The sequence below is a fragment of the Streptomyces albidus (ex Kaewkla and Franco 2022) genome, from assembly GCF_013870515.1.
In the GTDB taxonomy this organism is placed as follows: domain Bacteria; phylum Actinomycetota; class Actinomycetes; order Streptomycetales; family Streptomycetaceae; genus Streptomyces; species Streptomyces albidus.
In genome coordinates this window covers 1-15389 of record NZ_JACBXA010000142.1, presented here as the reverse complement: position 1 = coordinate 15389, position 15389 = coordinate 1, and the positions used below count along the sequence as shown (strand labels likewise).

General features: G+C 68.8%; 14 protein-coding genes and 1 pseudogene. 7 read left to right on the top strand and 8 right to left on the bottom strand.

The window, feature by feature from the left end:
- Positions 1 to 72 precede the first annotated feature (72 nt).
- Genes H5J26_RS19770 through H5J26_RS19760 form a run of 3 tightly spaced genes read right to left on the bottom strand, consistent with a single transcriptional unit; the run spans position 73 to position 3164 of the window.
- Entirely contained in the window at positions 73 to 1626 is a 1554-nt protein-coding gene (locus tag H5J26_RS19770) for a tripartite tricarboxylate transporter permease (RefSeq protein ID WP_235980839.1), read from the bottom strand.
- 3 nt (positions 1627 to 1629) lie between these two features.
- Positions 1630 to 2181, bottom strand: coding sequence for a tripartite tricarboxylate transporter TctB family protein (locus tag H5J26_RS19765; RefSeq protein WP_181767239.1), 552 nt, complete (start codon positions 2179 to 2181; stop codon positions 1630 to 1632).
- A complete protein-coding gene (locus H5J26_RS19760; protein ID WP_181767238.1) occupies positions 2181 to 3164 on the bottom strand; it encodes a Bug family tripartite tricarboxylate transporter substrate binding protein in 984 nt (327 codons plus the stop codon). The genes H5J26_RS19765 and H5J26_RS19760 overlap by 1 nt, the downstream gene beginning before the upstream one ends.
- Before the next feature lie 245 nt (positions 3165 to 3409).
- On the opposite strand from H5J26_RS19760, the gene H5J26_RS19755 reads away from it, so the two are divergent.
- Positions 3410 to 4360 carry a DUF389 domain-containing protein gene (locus tag H5J26_RS19755; RefSeq protein ID WP_181767237.1) on the top strand — a complete coding sequence of 317 codons (951 nt, stop codon included), beginning with the start codon at positions 3410 to 3412 and terminating at the stop codon, positions 4358 to 4360.
- A gap of 66 nt (positions 4361 to 4426) precedes the next feature.
- Here the strand turns inward: H5J26_RS19755 and H5J26_RS19750 are convergent, their stop codons facing one another.
- From H5J26_RS19750 to H5J26_RS19735, 4 genes and pseudogenes are all read right to left on the bottom strand, one after another.
- The gene (locus tag H5J26_RS19750; protein WP_419183825.1) at positions 4427 to 6235 is read right to left on the bottom strand and encodes a BCCT family transporter; all 1809 of its coding nucleotides are present in this window, start codon (positions 6233 to 6235) and stop codon (positions 4427 to 4429) included.
- A gap of 90 nt (positions 6236 to 6325) precedes the next feature.
- The gene (locus H5J26_RS19745) at positions 6326 to 6532 is read right to left on the bottom strand and encodes a DUF2277 domain-containing protein (protein WP_181767236.1); all 207 of its coding nucleotides are present in this window, start codon (positions 6530 to 6532) and stop codon (positions 6326 to 6328) included.
- Between the two features lie 49 nt (positions 6533 to 6581).
- On the bottom strand, positions 6582 to 7601 hold the full coding sequence (locus H5J26_RS19740; RefSeq protein ID WP_181767235.1) for a rod shape-determining protein: 1020 nt from the start codon (positions 7599 to 7601) through the stop codon (positions 6582 to 6584).
- Between the two features lie 187 nt (positions 7602 to 7788).
- A pseudogene (locus H5J26_RS19735) lies at positions 7789 to 9663 on the bottom strand (ABC transporter ATP-binding protein); the annotation flags it as partial.
- A 359-nt stretch (positions 9664 to 10022) separates the two neighbouring features.
- Between H5J26_RS19735 and H5J26_RS19730 the strand changes: the two are divergent.
- Entirely contained in the window at positions 10023 to 10262 is a 240-nt protein-coding gene (locus H5J26_RS19730; protein WP_181767233.1) for a DUF397 domain-containing protein, read from the top strand.
- Positions 10263 to 10460: 198 nt separating this feature from the next.
- Here H5J26_RS19730 and H5J26_RS19725 read toward each other — a convergent pair whose 3' ends face one another.
- Positions 10461 to 10964 carry an ATP-binding protein gene (locus H5J26_RS19725; protein ID WP_181767232.1) on the bottom strand — a complete coding sequence of 168 codons (504 nt, stop codon included), beginning with the start codon at positions 10962 to 10964 and terminating at the stop codon, positions 10461 to 10463.
- A 350-nt stretch (positions 10965 to 11314) separates the two neighbouring features.
- On the opposite strand from H5J26_RS19725, the gene H5J26_RS19720 reads away from it, so the two are divergent.
- From H5J26_RS19720 to H5J26_RS19700, 5 genes are all read left to right on the top strand, one after another.
- Positions 11315 to 12154: a helix-turn-helix domain-containing protein gene (locus tag H5J26_RS19720; protein WP_235980838.1), complete on the top strand. Its 840-nt coding sequence runs from the start codon at positions 11315 to 11317 to the stop codon at positions 12152 to 12154.
- A gap of 100 nt (positions 12155 to 12254) precedes the next feature.
- Positions 12255 to 13712, top strand: a complete 1458-nt coding sequence (locus H5J26_RS19715) for an aldehyde dehydrogenase family protein (protein WP_181767231.1) — start codon at positions 12255 to 12257, stop codon at positions 13710 to 13712.
- 116 nt (positions 13713 to 13828) lie between these two features.
- Complete coding sequence (locus H5J26_RS19710; protein ID WP_181767230.1) at positions 13829 to 14413, top strand: DinB family protein; 585 nt, start codon at positions 13829 to 13831, stop codon at positions 14411 to 14413.
- A 116-nt stretch (positions 14414 to 14529) separates the two neighbouring features.
- Entirely contained in the window at positions 14530 to 15150 is a 621-nt protein-coding gene (locus H5J26_RS19705; RefSeq protein WP_181767229.1) for a PadR family transcriptional regulator, read from the top strand.
- 92 nt (positions 15151 to 15242) lie between these two features.
- Positions 15243 to 15389: ATP-binding cassette domain-containing protein (locus H5J26_RS19700; RefSeq protein ID WP_181767228.1), on the top strand; the 147-nt coding region annotated here is incomplete at its 3' end.

Below are 15389 nucleotides of genomic sequence, written 5' to 3'. Positions count from 1 at the left end.
CTGCGCCCCGCCCTCCGGTACGAACCGGAGCGGCGGGGCGCAGCTCTGTGAGCAAGGTGAGGGGTGGGGCCCTCAGACCTTGCTTTCCTCCTTGCCCTCCCCGGAATCCGAGCCGGAGCCTGCGGGGCCTTGCGGGCCCGCGGGCCGCGCCCGGCCGGTCAGCCTGCGCAGCCAGGGCCAGGCCAGCAGCACGACGATCACGACGTAGACGGTGACCGAGAACGGAGTGTTCACCAGTCCCGTCACGCTGCCGTCGCTGATCTGAAGTGCCCGGCGCAGCTGCTGCTCGGCGGCAGGGCCGAGGATGACTCCGATGATCGCGGGCAGTACGGGAAGCCCGTACCGCCGCATCATCAGTCCGATGAGCCCGATGACGAGCAGGATCACCAGGTCGATGGCCTCGCCCCCGACGGCGTAGGCGCCGACGGCCGCGAAGAAGAGGATCCCCGCGTAGAGGTACGGGCGGGGGATGCGGAGCAGCTTCGCCCACACCGGCGCCATCGGCAGGTTGAGCACCAGCAGCAGCACCATGCCGACGAAGAGCGAGGCGATGAGGCCCCACACCAGCTCCGGCTCCCGCTCGAAGAGCAGCGGGCCGGGCTGGATGCCGTACTGCTGGAACGCGGCGAGCATCACGGCCGCCACGGCGGTCGTGGGCAGGCCCAGAGTCAGCAGCGAGACCAGGGTCCCGGCTGCGGAGGCCGAGGACGCCGACTCCGGTCCGGCGACGCCCTCGATGGCGCCCTTGCCGAACTCGTCCTTGTGGCGGGAGAGCCGCTTCTCGGTGACGTACGAGAGGAAGGTCGGGATCTCGGCGCCGCCCGCGGGGATCGCGCCGAACGGGAAGCCGATCGCCGGCCCTCGGAGCCACGGCTTCCAGGTGCGGCGCAGGTCGCCCCGGTCCAGCCACGGCCGTCCGACCGGAATGGACTCGCCCGAGGAGTGCCGCATGCGGGCGGCGACCCACAGGGCCTCGCCGATCGCGAACAGGCCGACGGCGACGATCACGACGTCGATTCCGTCGGACAGCTGGAGGCTGCCCATGGTGAGCCGCTGCTGGCCCGTCATCTGGTCCAGCCCGACCAGGCCGATGGTGAGCCCGATGAGCAGCGCCGCGAACCCGCGGATCCGGGAGCTGCCCAGCACCGACGTGACGGCGATGAAGGCCAGGACCATGATCGCGAAGTAGTCGGGTGCGCCGATGTCCACGGCGAGTGCCGCCACCGTCGGGGCCAGCACCACCAGCAGGACCGTGCCGATCATGCCGCCCGCGAAGTGCCCGATGGCCGCCGCTGCCAGGGCCTGCGCGCCCCGGCCCGACTTGGCCATCGGGTTGCCCTCGATGGCGGTGACGACGGCCGCACTCTCACCCGGGGTGTTGAGCAGGATCGAGGTGGTCGAGCCGCCGAACATCCCGCCGTAGTAGATGCCCGCGAACATGATGAACGCGGCGATCGGATCGAGCCCGTACGTCACCGGCAGCAGCAGCGCGACGGCCATGGCCGGGCCGATGCCCGGCAGCACGCCGATCGCCGTGCCCAGGAGCACGCCTACCGCGGCCCACAGCAGATTGAGCGGGGTCAGAGCCGTACCGAAGCCGTCCAGCAGGGAGGAGAGAGAATCCATCTGTCAGAGCACCCCCATCAGCGGGCCACCGGGCAGCGGAACGCCCAGCAGGGTGTTGAAGGCCGCGAAGGTGGCCAGGGACAGGACGGCCGCGATGAGGGGGTCGCGGGCGAAGTTGCGGCTGCCGAGCGCGTACGCGGAGCCCCAGAAGAGCAGCGCACCCGTGATCGGGAAGCCCAGCGGGTCGATCAGGGCCGCCGTGGCGAGGAAGATGCCGGCGAGCAGGGCGACGGTGCGCCAGTCGGACGGCTCGTCGAGGTCGACGTCCTCGCCTGACTCGGCCTCCCCGCGCCCGCCGCGCAGCACGTCGACGGCGAGGACGACGGCCACCACCAGCAGCGCGATCCCGACCACGAGTGGCACGGTCTTCGGGCCGACGGGACCACGCTGGTTGGCGACGGTCTCCATGGTGAGCGTGTCACTCAGAACGAGAACGCCGACGGCCAGCAGCAGGACGCTGACGCCGAGTTCGGAACGGCCGCGCAGGCGCTCGCCCCAACTGCCGCCTTCCGGCGCGGGCGTTGGCGGTGTGGATGTCGCAGGTTCGGTGGCCATCACTCGCCCACCTCCTTCAGTACGGACCGGACGCGCTTGTCCTGCGCGTCCAGGAAGTTCCCGAACTTCTCACCGGTCAGATACGCGTCGTCCCAGCCGTTGCGCACGAGGGACTTCCGCCACTGCGGGGAGCCGTGCAGCTCGTCGAAGAAGTGCGTGAGCTTCGCGCGCTCCGCCTCCGACAGGCCGGGCGGCGCCATGATGCCGCGCCAGTTGGTGAACTCCACGTCCATGCCCGCCTCCTTGAGGGTGGGGGCGTCGAAGCCCTTGATCCGCTTCTTTCCGGTGACGGCGAGCAGGCGCAGCTCTCCGGACTTGATCTGGTCGCGGTACTCGCTGATGCCGGAGATGCCGAACGCGACCTTGCCGCCGAGCACGGAGGCGAGCAGTTCGCCGCCGCCGTCGAAGGGCACGTAGTTCACGGACTTGGGGTCGATCCCCGCGTCCCTGGCCATGAGCATGGGTGCCAGGTGGTCGGGTCCGCCCGCCGAGGAGCCGCCGCCGACGGGCAGCTTGCCGGGCTTCTTCTTCCAGTCGGCGAGCAGCTGCTCGAACGTCTTGTACTTGGAGTCCTTGGAGACGACGACGATGTCCGGCTCCTCCACGGTGCGCGCGATCGGGGTCGCGTCGGCGAGTGTGGAGGGGGACTCGTTGGTGCGTACGGCTCCGACGACGCCCAGGCCCATCGACATCGCGAGCTTGCCGTTGCCGCGTTCGTTGACGAGGCGGCTCAGCCCGACGGTGCCGCCCGCGCCGGGCAGGTTGAACACCTCGATGTTGTGGTTGAGTTCGGCGTTCTCGGCGTCCTTCGCGGCGGTACGCGCGGTGATGTCGTAGCCGCCGCCTGGGGTGTTGGGCACCATGAACTGCAGCCCGGGGATGTTCGTCCCCGTCTCGGCACCGCTGCCCGTCGTGATCAGCGGGGGGCCGATCAGTACGAGCAGCGACGCCCCGAGAAGGGACAACAGAGTGCGCTGGCGCACGCGGGGCACCGCCTTTCGTGTGTGAGGTCCGGCTGGGGGACGGCCCACATGCTGCACGGGGGACGCGGCGGTTTCGCCCCCTGTGCGCGAAAGAACTTAATGGTCGTTGTGTTCATTGTGTTCACGGCGGCGTCGGGGGATGAATTGCCCGTGAAGTCCCCTTCCGTGGGGGCGGAGTCGCGGCCTCCGCAGCCGTCCCCGGGCCTGGCCCGCGGGCACGGGCGGGGGGCCTCTACTCTTCCGTCATGCTCCATCTGAGGCTGATCACTCCGTCGACCCACACCGATGAGGTCGTCTCCCTTCTTGAGACGACGGTCGGCACAGCCCATCTCGTCGTCCTGCCCGGCGCCGCCCGCAACCCCGAGGGCGACCTGGTGCTGTGCGACGTGGCCCGCGAGGCGGCCGACGACCTGATCGCCGAGCTGACCCGGCTCGACCTCGCAGAGCACGGATCGATCTCGGTCGACGACATCGATCTGTCCCTCTCGGAGCGGGCGGCCAAGGCCGAGGTGGACGCGCCCGGCGAGGGCGTCGACGCCGTGCTGTGGGAGTCGCTCACCGACGCGACGCACGAGGAGTCCCGGCTGTCGCTGACCTTCCTGGCGTTCCTCGTCGTGGCGACGATGCTCGCCGCATGCGGTGTGCTGCTGGACAGCGCGATCCTCATCGTCGGCGCCATGGCGGTCGGCCCGGAGTTCGGGCCCCTGGCCGGTGTGTGCATCGCTCTCGCCCGCCGGAAACCGCGCCTCGCAGCGCGTCCGCTCGTCGCGCTGCTGGTGGGATTTCCGCTGGCGATGCTCGCGACGGGCCTCTTCACGGTGATGATGGACGCGCTCGGGCTCTTCTCGAAGGAGAGGTACCTGCAGCCGCACCCCGTCAGCGACTTCGTGTGGAACCCGGACCTGATGTCGTTCGTGGTCGCGGTCCTGGCGGGTGTCGCCGGGATCCTCTCCCTCACCTCCGCCAAGTCCGGTGCCCTGGTGGGCGTAGCGATCTCGGTGACCACCGTCCCCGCGGCGGCGAACGCCGCGATGGCGCTCAGCTACGGCGATCTGCGCGAGACGACGGGCTCCGTGCAGCAGCTCGCCCTCAACCTCTCGGGCATCCTCATCGCCGGCACTCTTACCCTGCTGGGGCAGAAGCTGTTCTGGTCCATCAAGCGCCGGCGACTCACCCGGGCCGAACCGGCTGGATGACGCGAAGCGCCCCCTCAAGGCCAGGCCTTGAGGGGGCGCTTCGCGTCAACTGGGAACGGTGCCCGGTCAGTCCTTGCCGGTACCGCCGCCCGAGTCACCACCCGAGCCGCCGCCCGAATCGTCGCCGGACGAGTCCTCGGGTCCGTACGTGCCGTGCCCGGGGCCGGCGTCGACCGGAAGCGCCTCGGCCGCGGCGGGGCCGATGCGGATCTCGAACTCGCCGCCGTACTTCTCGTGTCCGGCGATGACAGCGGTCTCGACAGCCTCGTCACCACGCTCACCGACGATGATGAGCCGGTCGCGCCGCAGATCCTGGGTCAACGCGATGCACATGCCGACCATCACGACGGTGAACGGCACGGCCACCAGAATCGTCAGGTTCTTCAGGCCGTTGAGCGCCGTCGCTCCGCCGCCGCCGATCAGCAGCATGATCGCTGCCACGGCACCGGTCAGCACGCCCCAGACGATGACGACGTTGCGACTCGGTTCGAGCGTGCCCTTCTGCGAGAGCGTGCCCATGACGATCGAGGCGGCGTCGGCGCCGGAGACGAAGAAGATGCCGACGAGGATCATCACGATGAGGCTGGTGACGCTGGCGATCGGGTACTCGCGCAGCACCGCGAACAGCTGGCCTTCGGCCGTCGACTCGTCAGTGATCTTCGCGCCGTTGCGCTCCAGGCTGATGGCCGTACCGCCGAAGACGGCGAACCAGATCAGGCTGACGACGCTGGGCACGAGGATCACACCGCCGACGAACTGGCGGATCGTGCGGCCGCGGCTGATGCGGGCGATGAACATGCCCACGAAGGGCGTCCACGAGATCCACCAGGCCCAGTAGAAGACCGTCCAGCCGGAGAGCCACTCGGCGACGCCCTTGCCCGCGGTCGAGTCCGTACGGGCGGCCATCTGCGGCAGCTCACCGATGAACGAACCCACCGACGTCGGCAGCAGGTTGAGCATCAGAATCGTCGGGCCGACGATGAAGACGAAGAGGACCAGAAGACCGGCCAGCACCATGTTGATGTTGGACAGCCACTGGATGCCCTTCTCCACGCCCGAGACCGCGGAGGCCACGAACGCCGCGGTCAGCACCGCGATGATGACCACCAGGACCGGAGTGCCCACCTCGGAGGCCCAGTTGACCTCCTTGACGCCGCTGCCGATCTGCAGGGCGCCGAGGCCGAGCGAGGCCGCGGAGCCGAACAGCGTGGCGAAGATCGCCAGGATGTCGATGACGCGTCCGAACGCGCCGTTGGCGTTCCGCTCACCGATGAGCGGCGTGAAGACCGCGCTGATCGTCTGCCGGCGCCCGCGCCTGAAGCAGCTGTAGGCGATGGCGAGGCCGACGACCGCGTAGATGGCCCACGGGTACAACGTCCAGTGGAAGAGCGTCGTGGCCATCGCCGTTTCCAGGCGCTCGGCCGCAGGAGCCCCCGTACCACCCGTACCGGGCGGCGGGGTCGCGAAGTGCGTCAGCGGCTCGTTGACGCCGTAGAACATCAGGCCGATGCCCATGCCCGCGCTGAACATCATCGCGACCCATGAGACCGTCTTGAACTCCGGCTGCTCGCCCTCCTTGCCGAGGGTGATCTTCCCGTACCGGCTGAACGCCAGCCACAGTGAGAAGACCACGAAGCCCGAGGCGGCGAGCACGAATGCCCAACCGCCGTTGTGCATCGTGCTGTTGAGCATCGTCGTCGAGACGCTCTCGAGGCTGTCGGTCGCAACGGCGCCCCAGACGATGAACCCGAGCGTGAGCGCGGCTGTGACGCCGAACACCACTCTGTCCGTCTGTGGCTTCCATGACGACGGACCGCCCGAGGAGCCCCCTGGGGGCTCCTCTGTCGCGCTCCGTTCCACCCGTTTATCCGGCACGCTTGGACCTTTCAGTTCTGGGATTTGCTCAGATCTGGGAGCAGCTACCCGACTATCCGATCAGCATGCCGTCACGAAAGCGGTTTGTCTTCAGTGGCGTACAACGAGTGATGCCAGCAGGTCCTCGGTCGCCGCGGCGACCCGGTCGACGGCCGATTCGAAGGCTTCGGCGTTGTGCGCGGCGGGCTTACGGAACCCCGACACCTTCCTCACGTACTGCAGGGCCGCGGCCCTCATGTCGTCGGGTGTCACGGTCTCCGCGTACGGCGGGCGCAAGGTCTTGATGTTTCTGCACATACTCTCGACGCTACGCCCGCCCGCTGCCGGACCGCACCGGCAGTGACAGTCAGTGGACCTCGGCGCCCAGCGGTCTGATCTGCCCCTCGACCATGGCCGCGAGCCCGTTCACGGCACAGAGGGAAGGCTGATCGGCGATGTGCACGGGCATCCCCGTGCCCGCACGCAAGCGCTCGTCGAGCCCCGGCAGCTGCGCGCTGCCGCCCGCCAGCACCATGCCGGAGTCCGCGAGGTCGGCGACGAGGTCCGGGGGACAGTTGTGCAGCACGCTGCGGATCGCATCGGAGAGCCCGATCAACGGAGCCTCTATGGCAGCGCGCACGTCGTCCGGGTTGATGCAGACCGTACGGGCCATGCCGGTCGCCACGTCACGTCCCCACACCTCTGTCGTCCCGCCGTTCCCGCCTGTCAGGGCGAGGTGGAGCGGGCGTACGGCCTGGCTCGGCAGGATCAGCTCGTGGTGGTTGCGCAGGTGCTGGACGACGGCGTGATGGATGGTGTTACCGCCCATCGGCACGGTCGTGGCCGAGACGATCGCGCCCAGTGAGAGCACGGCGATCTGCGTGGTGGTCGCCCCGCAGACCAGGATCATGGTGGCCTCGGGCTGCTCCACGGGAAGGCCGCAGCCGACACCGGCGGCGGTGGGGGTGTCGACCAGCTCGACCTGCTTGGCGCCCACCCCCGTGAGGGTCTCGACGGCCGCGCTGCGGGCGAGCGGGTCGGCGTTGTGCGGGATGGTGACGGCAGCGCGCTGCATGGCGCCCCTGCGTCTCCACGCCCGGCGGACCGTCGTACCGACCAGCGCCCGCAGCATCCGCTGGGCCATCTCGATGTCGATCACGGTGCCGTTGCAGACCGGGCGTACGACTCTGATGTGTCCGGGTGTGCGGCCGTCCATGCGTTCGGCGGCGGTGCCCACGGCGATCAGGGCCCCGGAGAAGGTGTTCACGGCGACGGCCGAAGGTTCGTCGACGACGAGCCCCGCCTGCTTGATATGGACGCGGGTGCGGGCGGAACCGAGGTCGACAGCGACCGAGCAGCGGCGCAGTTGATCAAGGGGGTTGGTCACGTTGAGTCCCATCCTTGCCGGTGCGTGGGAGAGGCCGGCCCGCACGCGCGTCGGCCCTTCCTCAGCGTGCACTCAGCCCCGTGGCACCGCCCGCTGGACTGCTCCGGCCGAGTGACTGCCCCAGGGTCTTCCCGAGGGGTTCCGATGCCGGGTCCTCCGGCGTGACGGGGACCGTGGTCCCGGTCGCCTCCGCCGTGGGCGGCCGCTCGCTGAACTGCGTCCGGTACAGCTGCTCGTAGCGCCCGCCGAGTGCCAGCAGCTCCTCGTGCGTCCCGCGCTCCACGATGTGTCCGCTCTCCAGCACGAGGATGAGGTCGGCCGCCCGTACGGTCGAGAGCCGGTGGGCGATCACCACGGACGTGCGGCCGGCCAGAGCCTCGCTCAGCGCCTCCTGCACCGCGGCCTCCGAGGTGGAGTCGAGATGGGCCGTCGCCTCGTCCAGGATCACGACCTGGGGCTGCGCCAGCAGGAGCCGCGCGATCGTGAGCCGCTGCCGCTCGCCGCCGGACAAGCGGTAGCCGCGCTCGCCGACCACCGTCTCCAGGCCGTCGGGCAGTGAGGCGATCAGACCGTCGAGTCGTGCGCGGCGCAGTGCGTCCCACAGCTCGTCGTCGGTGGCTTCCGGGCGTGGGAGCAGCAGGTTGGCGCGGATGGTGTCGTGGAAGAGGTGGCCGTCCTGGGTGACCATGCCGAGCGTGCGCCGCAGGGAGGCCGCGCTCAGGTCGCGTACGTCGGTGCCGCCGACGCGCACCGTCCCGCTGTCCGCGTCGTAGAGCCGTGGTGCCAGCGAGGCGACGGTCGACTTCCCGGCGCCCGAGGAGCCCACGAGAGCCACCATCCGGCCGGGGTCGGCCCGGAAGGAGATGCCGTGCAGGACCTCTTCGCCGCCCCGGGTGTCCAGCGTGGAGACGTCCTCGAGAGAGGCGAGGGAGACCTTCTCGGCGGACGGGTAGCTGAAGTGGACGTCGTCGAACTCCACGGAGACGGGGCCGTCCGGCACCGCGACCGCGTCCGGCTTCTCGGCGATCAGCGGCTTCAGGTCGAGGATCTCGAAGACCCGCTGGAAGCTGACCAGTGCGCTCATCACCTCCACACGGGCCCCGGCGAGCGAGGTCAGCGGCGCGTAGAGCCTGGTGAGCAGGAGGGCGAGGGAGACGACGGCACCGGAGTCGAGGGATCCGCGCAGCGCGTAGAAGCCGCCGAGGCCGTAGACGAGTGCGAGCGCGAGCGCCGATACGAGCGTGAGCGCGGTGATGAAGACGTACTGCACCATGGCCGTGCGCACGCCGATGTCCCGTACGCGGCCGGCGCGCCCCGCGAACTCGGCCGACTCCTCCTCCGGGCGCCCGAAGAGCTTGACGAGGGTCGCACCGGGTGCGGAGAAGCGCTCGGTCATCTGGTTGCCCATGGCGGCGTTGTGGTCGGCGCGTTCACGCTCCAGCCGGGCCAGCCGCACGCCCATCCTGCGGGCGGGCAGCACGAACAAAGGAAGGAGCACCAGCGCCAGCAGCGTGATCTGCCACGACAGCCGCACCATCACGGCCACCGTGGCCAGGAGCGTGACCAGGTTGCTGACGACCTGGGACAGGGTGTTGCTGAAGGCGCGCTGGGCGCCGATCACGTCGTTGTTGAGACGGCTGACGAGTGCGCCCGTCCGCGTACGCGTGAAGAAGGCGACGGGCTGGCGCTGCACGTGGTCGTAGACGGCCGTGCGCAGATCGAGGATGAGACCCTCGCCGATGCGGGCCGACAGCCAGCGGGTGAAGAGCCCGGTCGCCGCCTCGGCCACGGCGATGAGCGCGATCACGACGGCGAGCATCGTGACGGTGCGGACCGGTGCGCCGTCCACGATGGCGTTGACGACCCGGCCGGCAAGCAGGGGAGTGGCGACCGTGAGGAGAGCCAGCACGCTGCTGAAGACGAGGAACGCGATGAGCGCACGGCGGTGACCGCGTGCGAAGCGGAGGATGCGGGTGAGCACGGCCCGTGAGAAGGGACGCTTGTCCTGCTGTGCGAAGCGGGAGGCGTAGAGCGCGTGCCACGCGGTCGTCTCCATGCTCATGGTTTCTCCTGCGGGGCCGGTGACGGATGGTCGGTGTACGGAACGACGGTAGAAGTTAAAGCTCGATTCAAGTCAAGACAGGGCCGGAGCATGTCCTCTCAGGCGAGCCCGTGGTCGGACTGTGGTGCCGGGTGAAGGTCGTACGAAAGCGGAAGCAATCGACCCCGGGTGATGAGCGATCAGCGGTGCGCAACCCGCTTTGACCGGCTGTGATGACACAGCGACAGGCTGTCGTGCACGTGCATCGGCACATGCATTGGCACATGAACGAAGCTATGATCCAGGGCAGTTGAAGGACAACGGTGTCCGTACCGCGCACTGTGCGACCACCCCACACCGCACCAGCCCGGGAGATCCAAGTGCCTCACCCGTACAACGGCATGGCCGCGAGGGACCTGCACGGAGTCGCGTGGCAGAAGAGCCGGCACAGCAACTCGCAGGGCACCTGTGTGGAGTTCGCAAAGCTGCCGGGTGGCGAGATAGCCGTGCGGAACTCGCGCTTTCCTGACGGGCCCGCGCTGGTCTACACGCCCGCCGAGATGGAGGCCTTGCTTCTCGGCGTCAAGGACGGCGAGTTCGACCACCTCGTACAGGACTGACCCCGCCGCGGGCTGCGGCGGAGCCGGTCGGGAAGACGCCCGCGACGCCGCGGAGGTTGAGTCGCCTCCAAGGCGGAACGAGACGGGCTGGGGCCGGGGAGGGGCGCAGGGCTCGTGATCCGCCCCCGTCCAACGCAGGCTCCGTCCCCACGGGCTGCGTCTCCGCGCGGGCTCCTGGGCTCCGCGGGACCGTGCGCGCTAGGCGGGCGTGAGCCTGAAGAGCGCCCAGACCACCTTGCCGCGCATCATCCCGGTCAGCGGATGCCAGCCCCAGCCGTCGCTGAAGGACTCCACCAGGCACAGTCCGCGGCCGGACTCGGCGGTGAAGTCCACATACTCGGTGCAGTTGTTGGTCGTCTCCGGTGGTGCGCCGCTCGGGTCGCGTACGGCGCAGACAAGCCGCGCCGCCCAGCGCATCAGATCGAGCCTCACCGGAGAGGTCAGGTCCGGTGAGGTGTTCAGGGAAGGGAGACCATGGCGCAGCGCGTTGGTCACCAGTTCTGAGACGACCAGAGCGACGGTGTCGAACTCGCCGTCCAGCCGCCAGCGTTGCAGAGTCTCGCGGGTGAAGTCCCTCGCGCCCTTCACCGCGTCGAAGCGCGGCGGCAGCGCACAGGTGGCGGACCCGGAGACGGTCGAGTGGTCGAGGTGCGGGAGCCCACGCCACAAGGGCTCAAGCACGGTCGATCCTTCGGTCCCCATGACGAGCCACTCCTGGCATTCGCGGCAGTGATGATCCTGTGTGGATCCGGTCGACTTGCTGTCCTGATGGGTCTCGCTGTTCCTCGTTCGCCATACCCCGTCTGCCACAACTGCGCTGGCACGCGGCGCACTTGTGCGATCCCCATGGTTGCCAATGCCCAGAGCAGATGCAAGGGCAGATGCACGTGCACGTGAGACTTTCGATCGTGTGTAATCACCCGGGCACGCAACGAAGCGCATTGATGGCACACTTCCCTCAGAGCAGGGGTGAAGGGTTTCTCGAAATGGAGACACAACCGGCAATGGGTGTGAGTGGCGGCGCAATCGGGGCGAGTGGTTCAAGCGGGTCGATGGTGCGACGCATCCTGCTCGGATCCCAGCTTCGCCGCCTCCGTGAGGCCTGCGGTGTGACCCGCGAAGCCGCCGGCTATTCGATCCGCGCATCCGAATCGAAGATCAGCAGAATGGAATTGGGCCGCGTCAGCTTCAAGGCCCGGGACGTGGCCGACCTGCTCACGCTGTACGGAGTGGTGGACGAATCCGAGCGCGAACCCCTGCTCGGGCTCGCGAGGGAATCGAGCATAGCCGGGTGGTGGCACAGCTACAGCGACGTGCTGCCGGGGTGGTTCCAGACATATGTCGGGCTCGAGGGTTCCGCCTCACACATCAACACTTACGAAGTGCAGTTCGTGCACGGCCTGTTGCAGACTCCGGAGTACGCCCACGCGGTCGTCACCGCCGGTCACCGGGCGCACATCTCCGACGACGAGGTCGAGCGCAGGATCGCGCTCCGCGTCGAGCGCCAGAAGCTCCTCCTCGGCGAGAACGCCCCCCAGTTCGTCTGCGTCCTGGACGAGGCAGCCCTGCACCGCCAGTTCGGCTCCCACGCCATCATGGACGCCCAGTTGGACCACCTGGCCGCCGTCTCCGAGGCGCACAACGTCATCGTTCAGGTCGTCCCATTCGAATTGGGCGGACATCCGGCCGAGAGCGGTGCGTTCACACTGCTTCGCTTTCCCGAGTCCGATCTGAACGACGTCGTCTATCTGGAGCAGCTGACCAGTGCTCTCTATCTGGACAAGAAAGAGGAAGTCGCGCAGTACGACCAGGTGTTGGGGAGGCTCATGAAGGACAGCCTCTCACCCTCGCGCACGCGAGATCATCTGCTCGCAATCCGCCGACAAAGCTGAGTTGCAAGTACGATGACCAGTTATCAGTACGGAGTTGTGCTCTGCTGCGGCCCCGCGCGGCGGCATTGCCCGGCTTGTTCCTGCCCCACGAAGGAATGACATGTCCTACTTCACGGACCTGGCGCTTCAGTACATAGACGGCCAGTGGTGCCATGGAAGTGGCTCCTGGGACATCATCGACTTCGATCCCTACAACGACGAGAAGCTCGCGTCGATCACGGTCGCGACCGCCGAGGAGATCGACCTCGCCTACCGTGCCGCGGAGCGGCATCAGCGTGCCTGGGCGAAGACGAACCCCTACACGCGCCGGCAGGTGCTCGAGCGTACGATCCGGCTGATCGAGGAGCGGGAGCAGGAGATCGCCGAGGCGCTCATCGCCGAGGTCGGCGGCACCCGCCTCAAGGCCGCCATCGAGCTGCACCAGACCAAGGAATTCCTGCGGGAGTCCATCCACTTGGCGCTGCGTGCCGAGGGCCGGATCGCCCCGTCGCCCGTCGACGGCAAGGAGAACCGCGTCTACCGCGTCCCGGTGGGCGTCGTGGGCGTCGTCTCCCCCTTCCACTTCCCCTTCCTCCTCTCGCTGAAGACGATTACGCCCGCTCTCGCTCTCGGTAACGCCGTCGTCCTCAAGCCGCACCAGAACTCGCCCGTGTGCGGCGGTTCGCTGGTCGCCAAGCTGTTGGAGGACGCGGGCCTGCCGCCGGGGCTGCTGAACGTCGTGATCACCGACACCGCCGAGATCGGCGACATCTTCATCTCGCACCCGGTGCCGAAGGTCATCGCCTTCACCGGTTCGGAGCCCGTGGGCAGGCAGGTGGCGACCGTCGCCGCATCCCACTTCAAGCGCACCGTCCTCGAGTTGGGCGGCAACAGCGCCCTGATCGTGCTGGACGACGCCGACCTCGACTACGCCGTGGACGCGGCCGTCTTCAGCCGCTTCGTGCACCAGGGCCAGGTGTGCATGTCGGCGAACCGCATCATCGTGGACCGTCAGGTCCGCGAAGCGTTCACCGAGAAGTTCGTGGCGAAGGTCAAGACGCTGAAGGTGGGCGACCCGGAGGACCCGGACACGCACATCGGCCCGCTGATCAACGCCGTGCAGGCCGAGAAGGTCCACACCATCGTCGAGCGGACCGTCTCGGAGGGCGCGACCGCGCTCCTGCGCGGCACGAAGCACGGCAACGTCATCTCGCCCACGGTCCTCACCGACCTGCCCGAGGGCTCGCCGGCGCTCCGTGAGGAGATCCTCGGACCGGTCGCGCTGATCATCCCGGTGGACGGTGAGGACGAGGCCGTCCGCGTCGCCAACGACACCCCCTACGGGCTCGGCGGCGCCGTCCACACCGGCAACATCGAACGCGGCCTGCGCATCGCCCACCGCATAGAGACCGGCATGGTCCACATCAACGACACGACGGTGGCGGACGAGCCGATCGTCCCCTTCGGCGGCGAGAAGAACTCCGGTCTGGGGCGGCTGAACGGGGAGCAGGCGGTGGAGGCCTTCACCACCACCAAGTGGATCTCCATCCAGCACGCCCGCAGCGGTTTCCCCTTCTGACGGGAGTTCTCTCCCCACGGCGAAGCCTTGAGGACAGTGGCTGACCACAAGGCTTCGTAGCTTGGTCGTCATCGAGAGACGCCGAACGCGGCGGCTCCTGGCGGAAGGTGACGACCATGCCCGTAGTGGTGAAGCCCGAGGCACCCGGCGACGAGCGCGGCGCACTCCTGGCGTACCTGGAGGCGCAGCGGGGCGGCATCCGGCGTGCACTGCACGGGCTGACCGAGGAGCAGGCCCGCAGCGTGCCGTCGGCCAGCGCCCTCTCGCTCGCCGGAGTGCTCAAGCACATCGCGGTGGGGGAGCGGGGCTGGCTGCGCAGGCTCCGGGCGGACGGCGAGGAGTACGACTTCGCCGGCTCCGTCGCGGAGTGGGAGGACAGCTTCAAGCCGGGTGAGGGCCAGACCGTCGCCGTGCTGCTCGACCTCTACGAGCAGGTGGCGCGGGAGACCGACGCGGCCGTACGCGCCATCGGCTCCGTCGACGAGACCTTCGACTCGCCCAAGGTCCCCTGGGACGAGGGCGGCAAGCGTTCGTGGCGCTGGGCACTGCTGCACCTCATCGAGGAGACGGCTCGTCACGCGGGGCACGCGGACGTCATCAGGGAGAGCATCGACGGCAAGGGCGCGTTCGACCTCGTCTTCGAGACGGGTGCGATGCCGGAGCCGGACTGGGCGGCCTTCGGGCAGGAACCCCTCAAGTAGCGCCGGGCGAGCGCCGTCCGCCACCCGTCCCCGCCCGTCCCGCGCCCCCGCCCGTCTAGGCTGGCGGCGACGCGGGCCCGGTGCGGGCGAAGAACGGGCGGCGGAAGCGAGGAACGATGTCGGCGATCCGGCTGCTGGTGCTGGGGGCGGTGCGCCAACACGGGCGGGCGCACGGCTACATGGTGCGCAACGACCTCGAGTTCTGGGGCGCCCACGAGTGGTCCAACGCCAAGCCGGGGTCGATCTATCACGCGCTCAAGCAGCTGGCGAAGCAAGGTCTGCTGCGCCCGTACGAGACGGCGCCGAGCACGGTCGGCGGGCCCCCGCGCACCGAGTACGAGGTGACCGAGGCCGGCGAAGCGGAGTTCATGAAACTTCTGCGGCACGCGCTCACCGCCATCGACGAGAAGCAGGACATGCTCACCTCCGGCATCGGCTTCATCGTCGACCTCCCGCGCGAAGAGGCGATCGCCCTGCTCAAGCAGCGGATCGCGGCTCTGGAGGAGTGGCGTCAGGAGGTCGCGCAGCACTGGTCGCCGCAGGAGGGCACCCCCGAGGAGTGGGGTCACATCGGCGAGATCATGAAGCTCTGGGTGCACAACTCGGAGAGCGGCGCGGAGTGGACGCGCGGGCTGGTGGAACGTCTGGAGAACGGCGCGTACGTGATGGCCGGGGAGGGCCGCCGCGACGTGCAGGTGCTGCCCCCCGGTACGCCGAACCCGTTCGCGGAGACCTGAGCCAACTCATCAACTTTGACTAGTGGCGGTCGCGCCGCTAGTCTTCCGAGGTAGCTAGTCAAAATTGATTAGCTATCGATGTGGAGGGCGGCATGAACGCGGACGACGCGATCGTGGTCGAAGGGCTGCACAAGGACTACGGCGCCAAGAAGGCGCTCACGGATCTGGACCTGACCGTGCCGCGAGGCACCGTCCAAGGGCTGCTGGGGCCGAACGGCGCCGGCAAGACGACGCTGGTG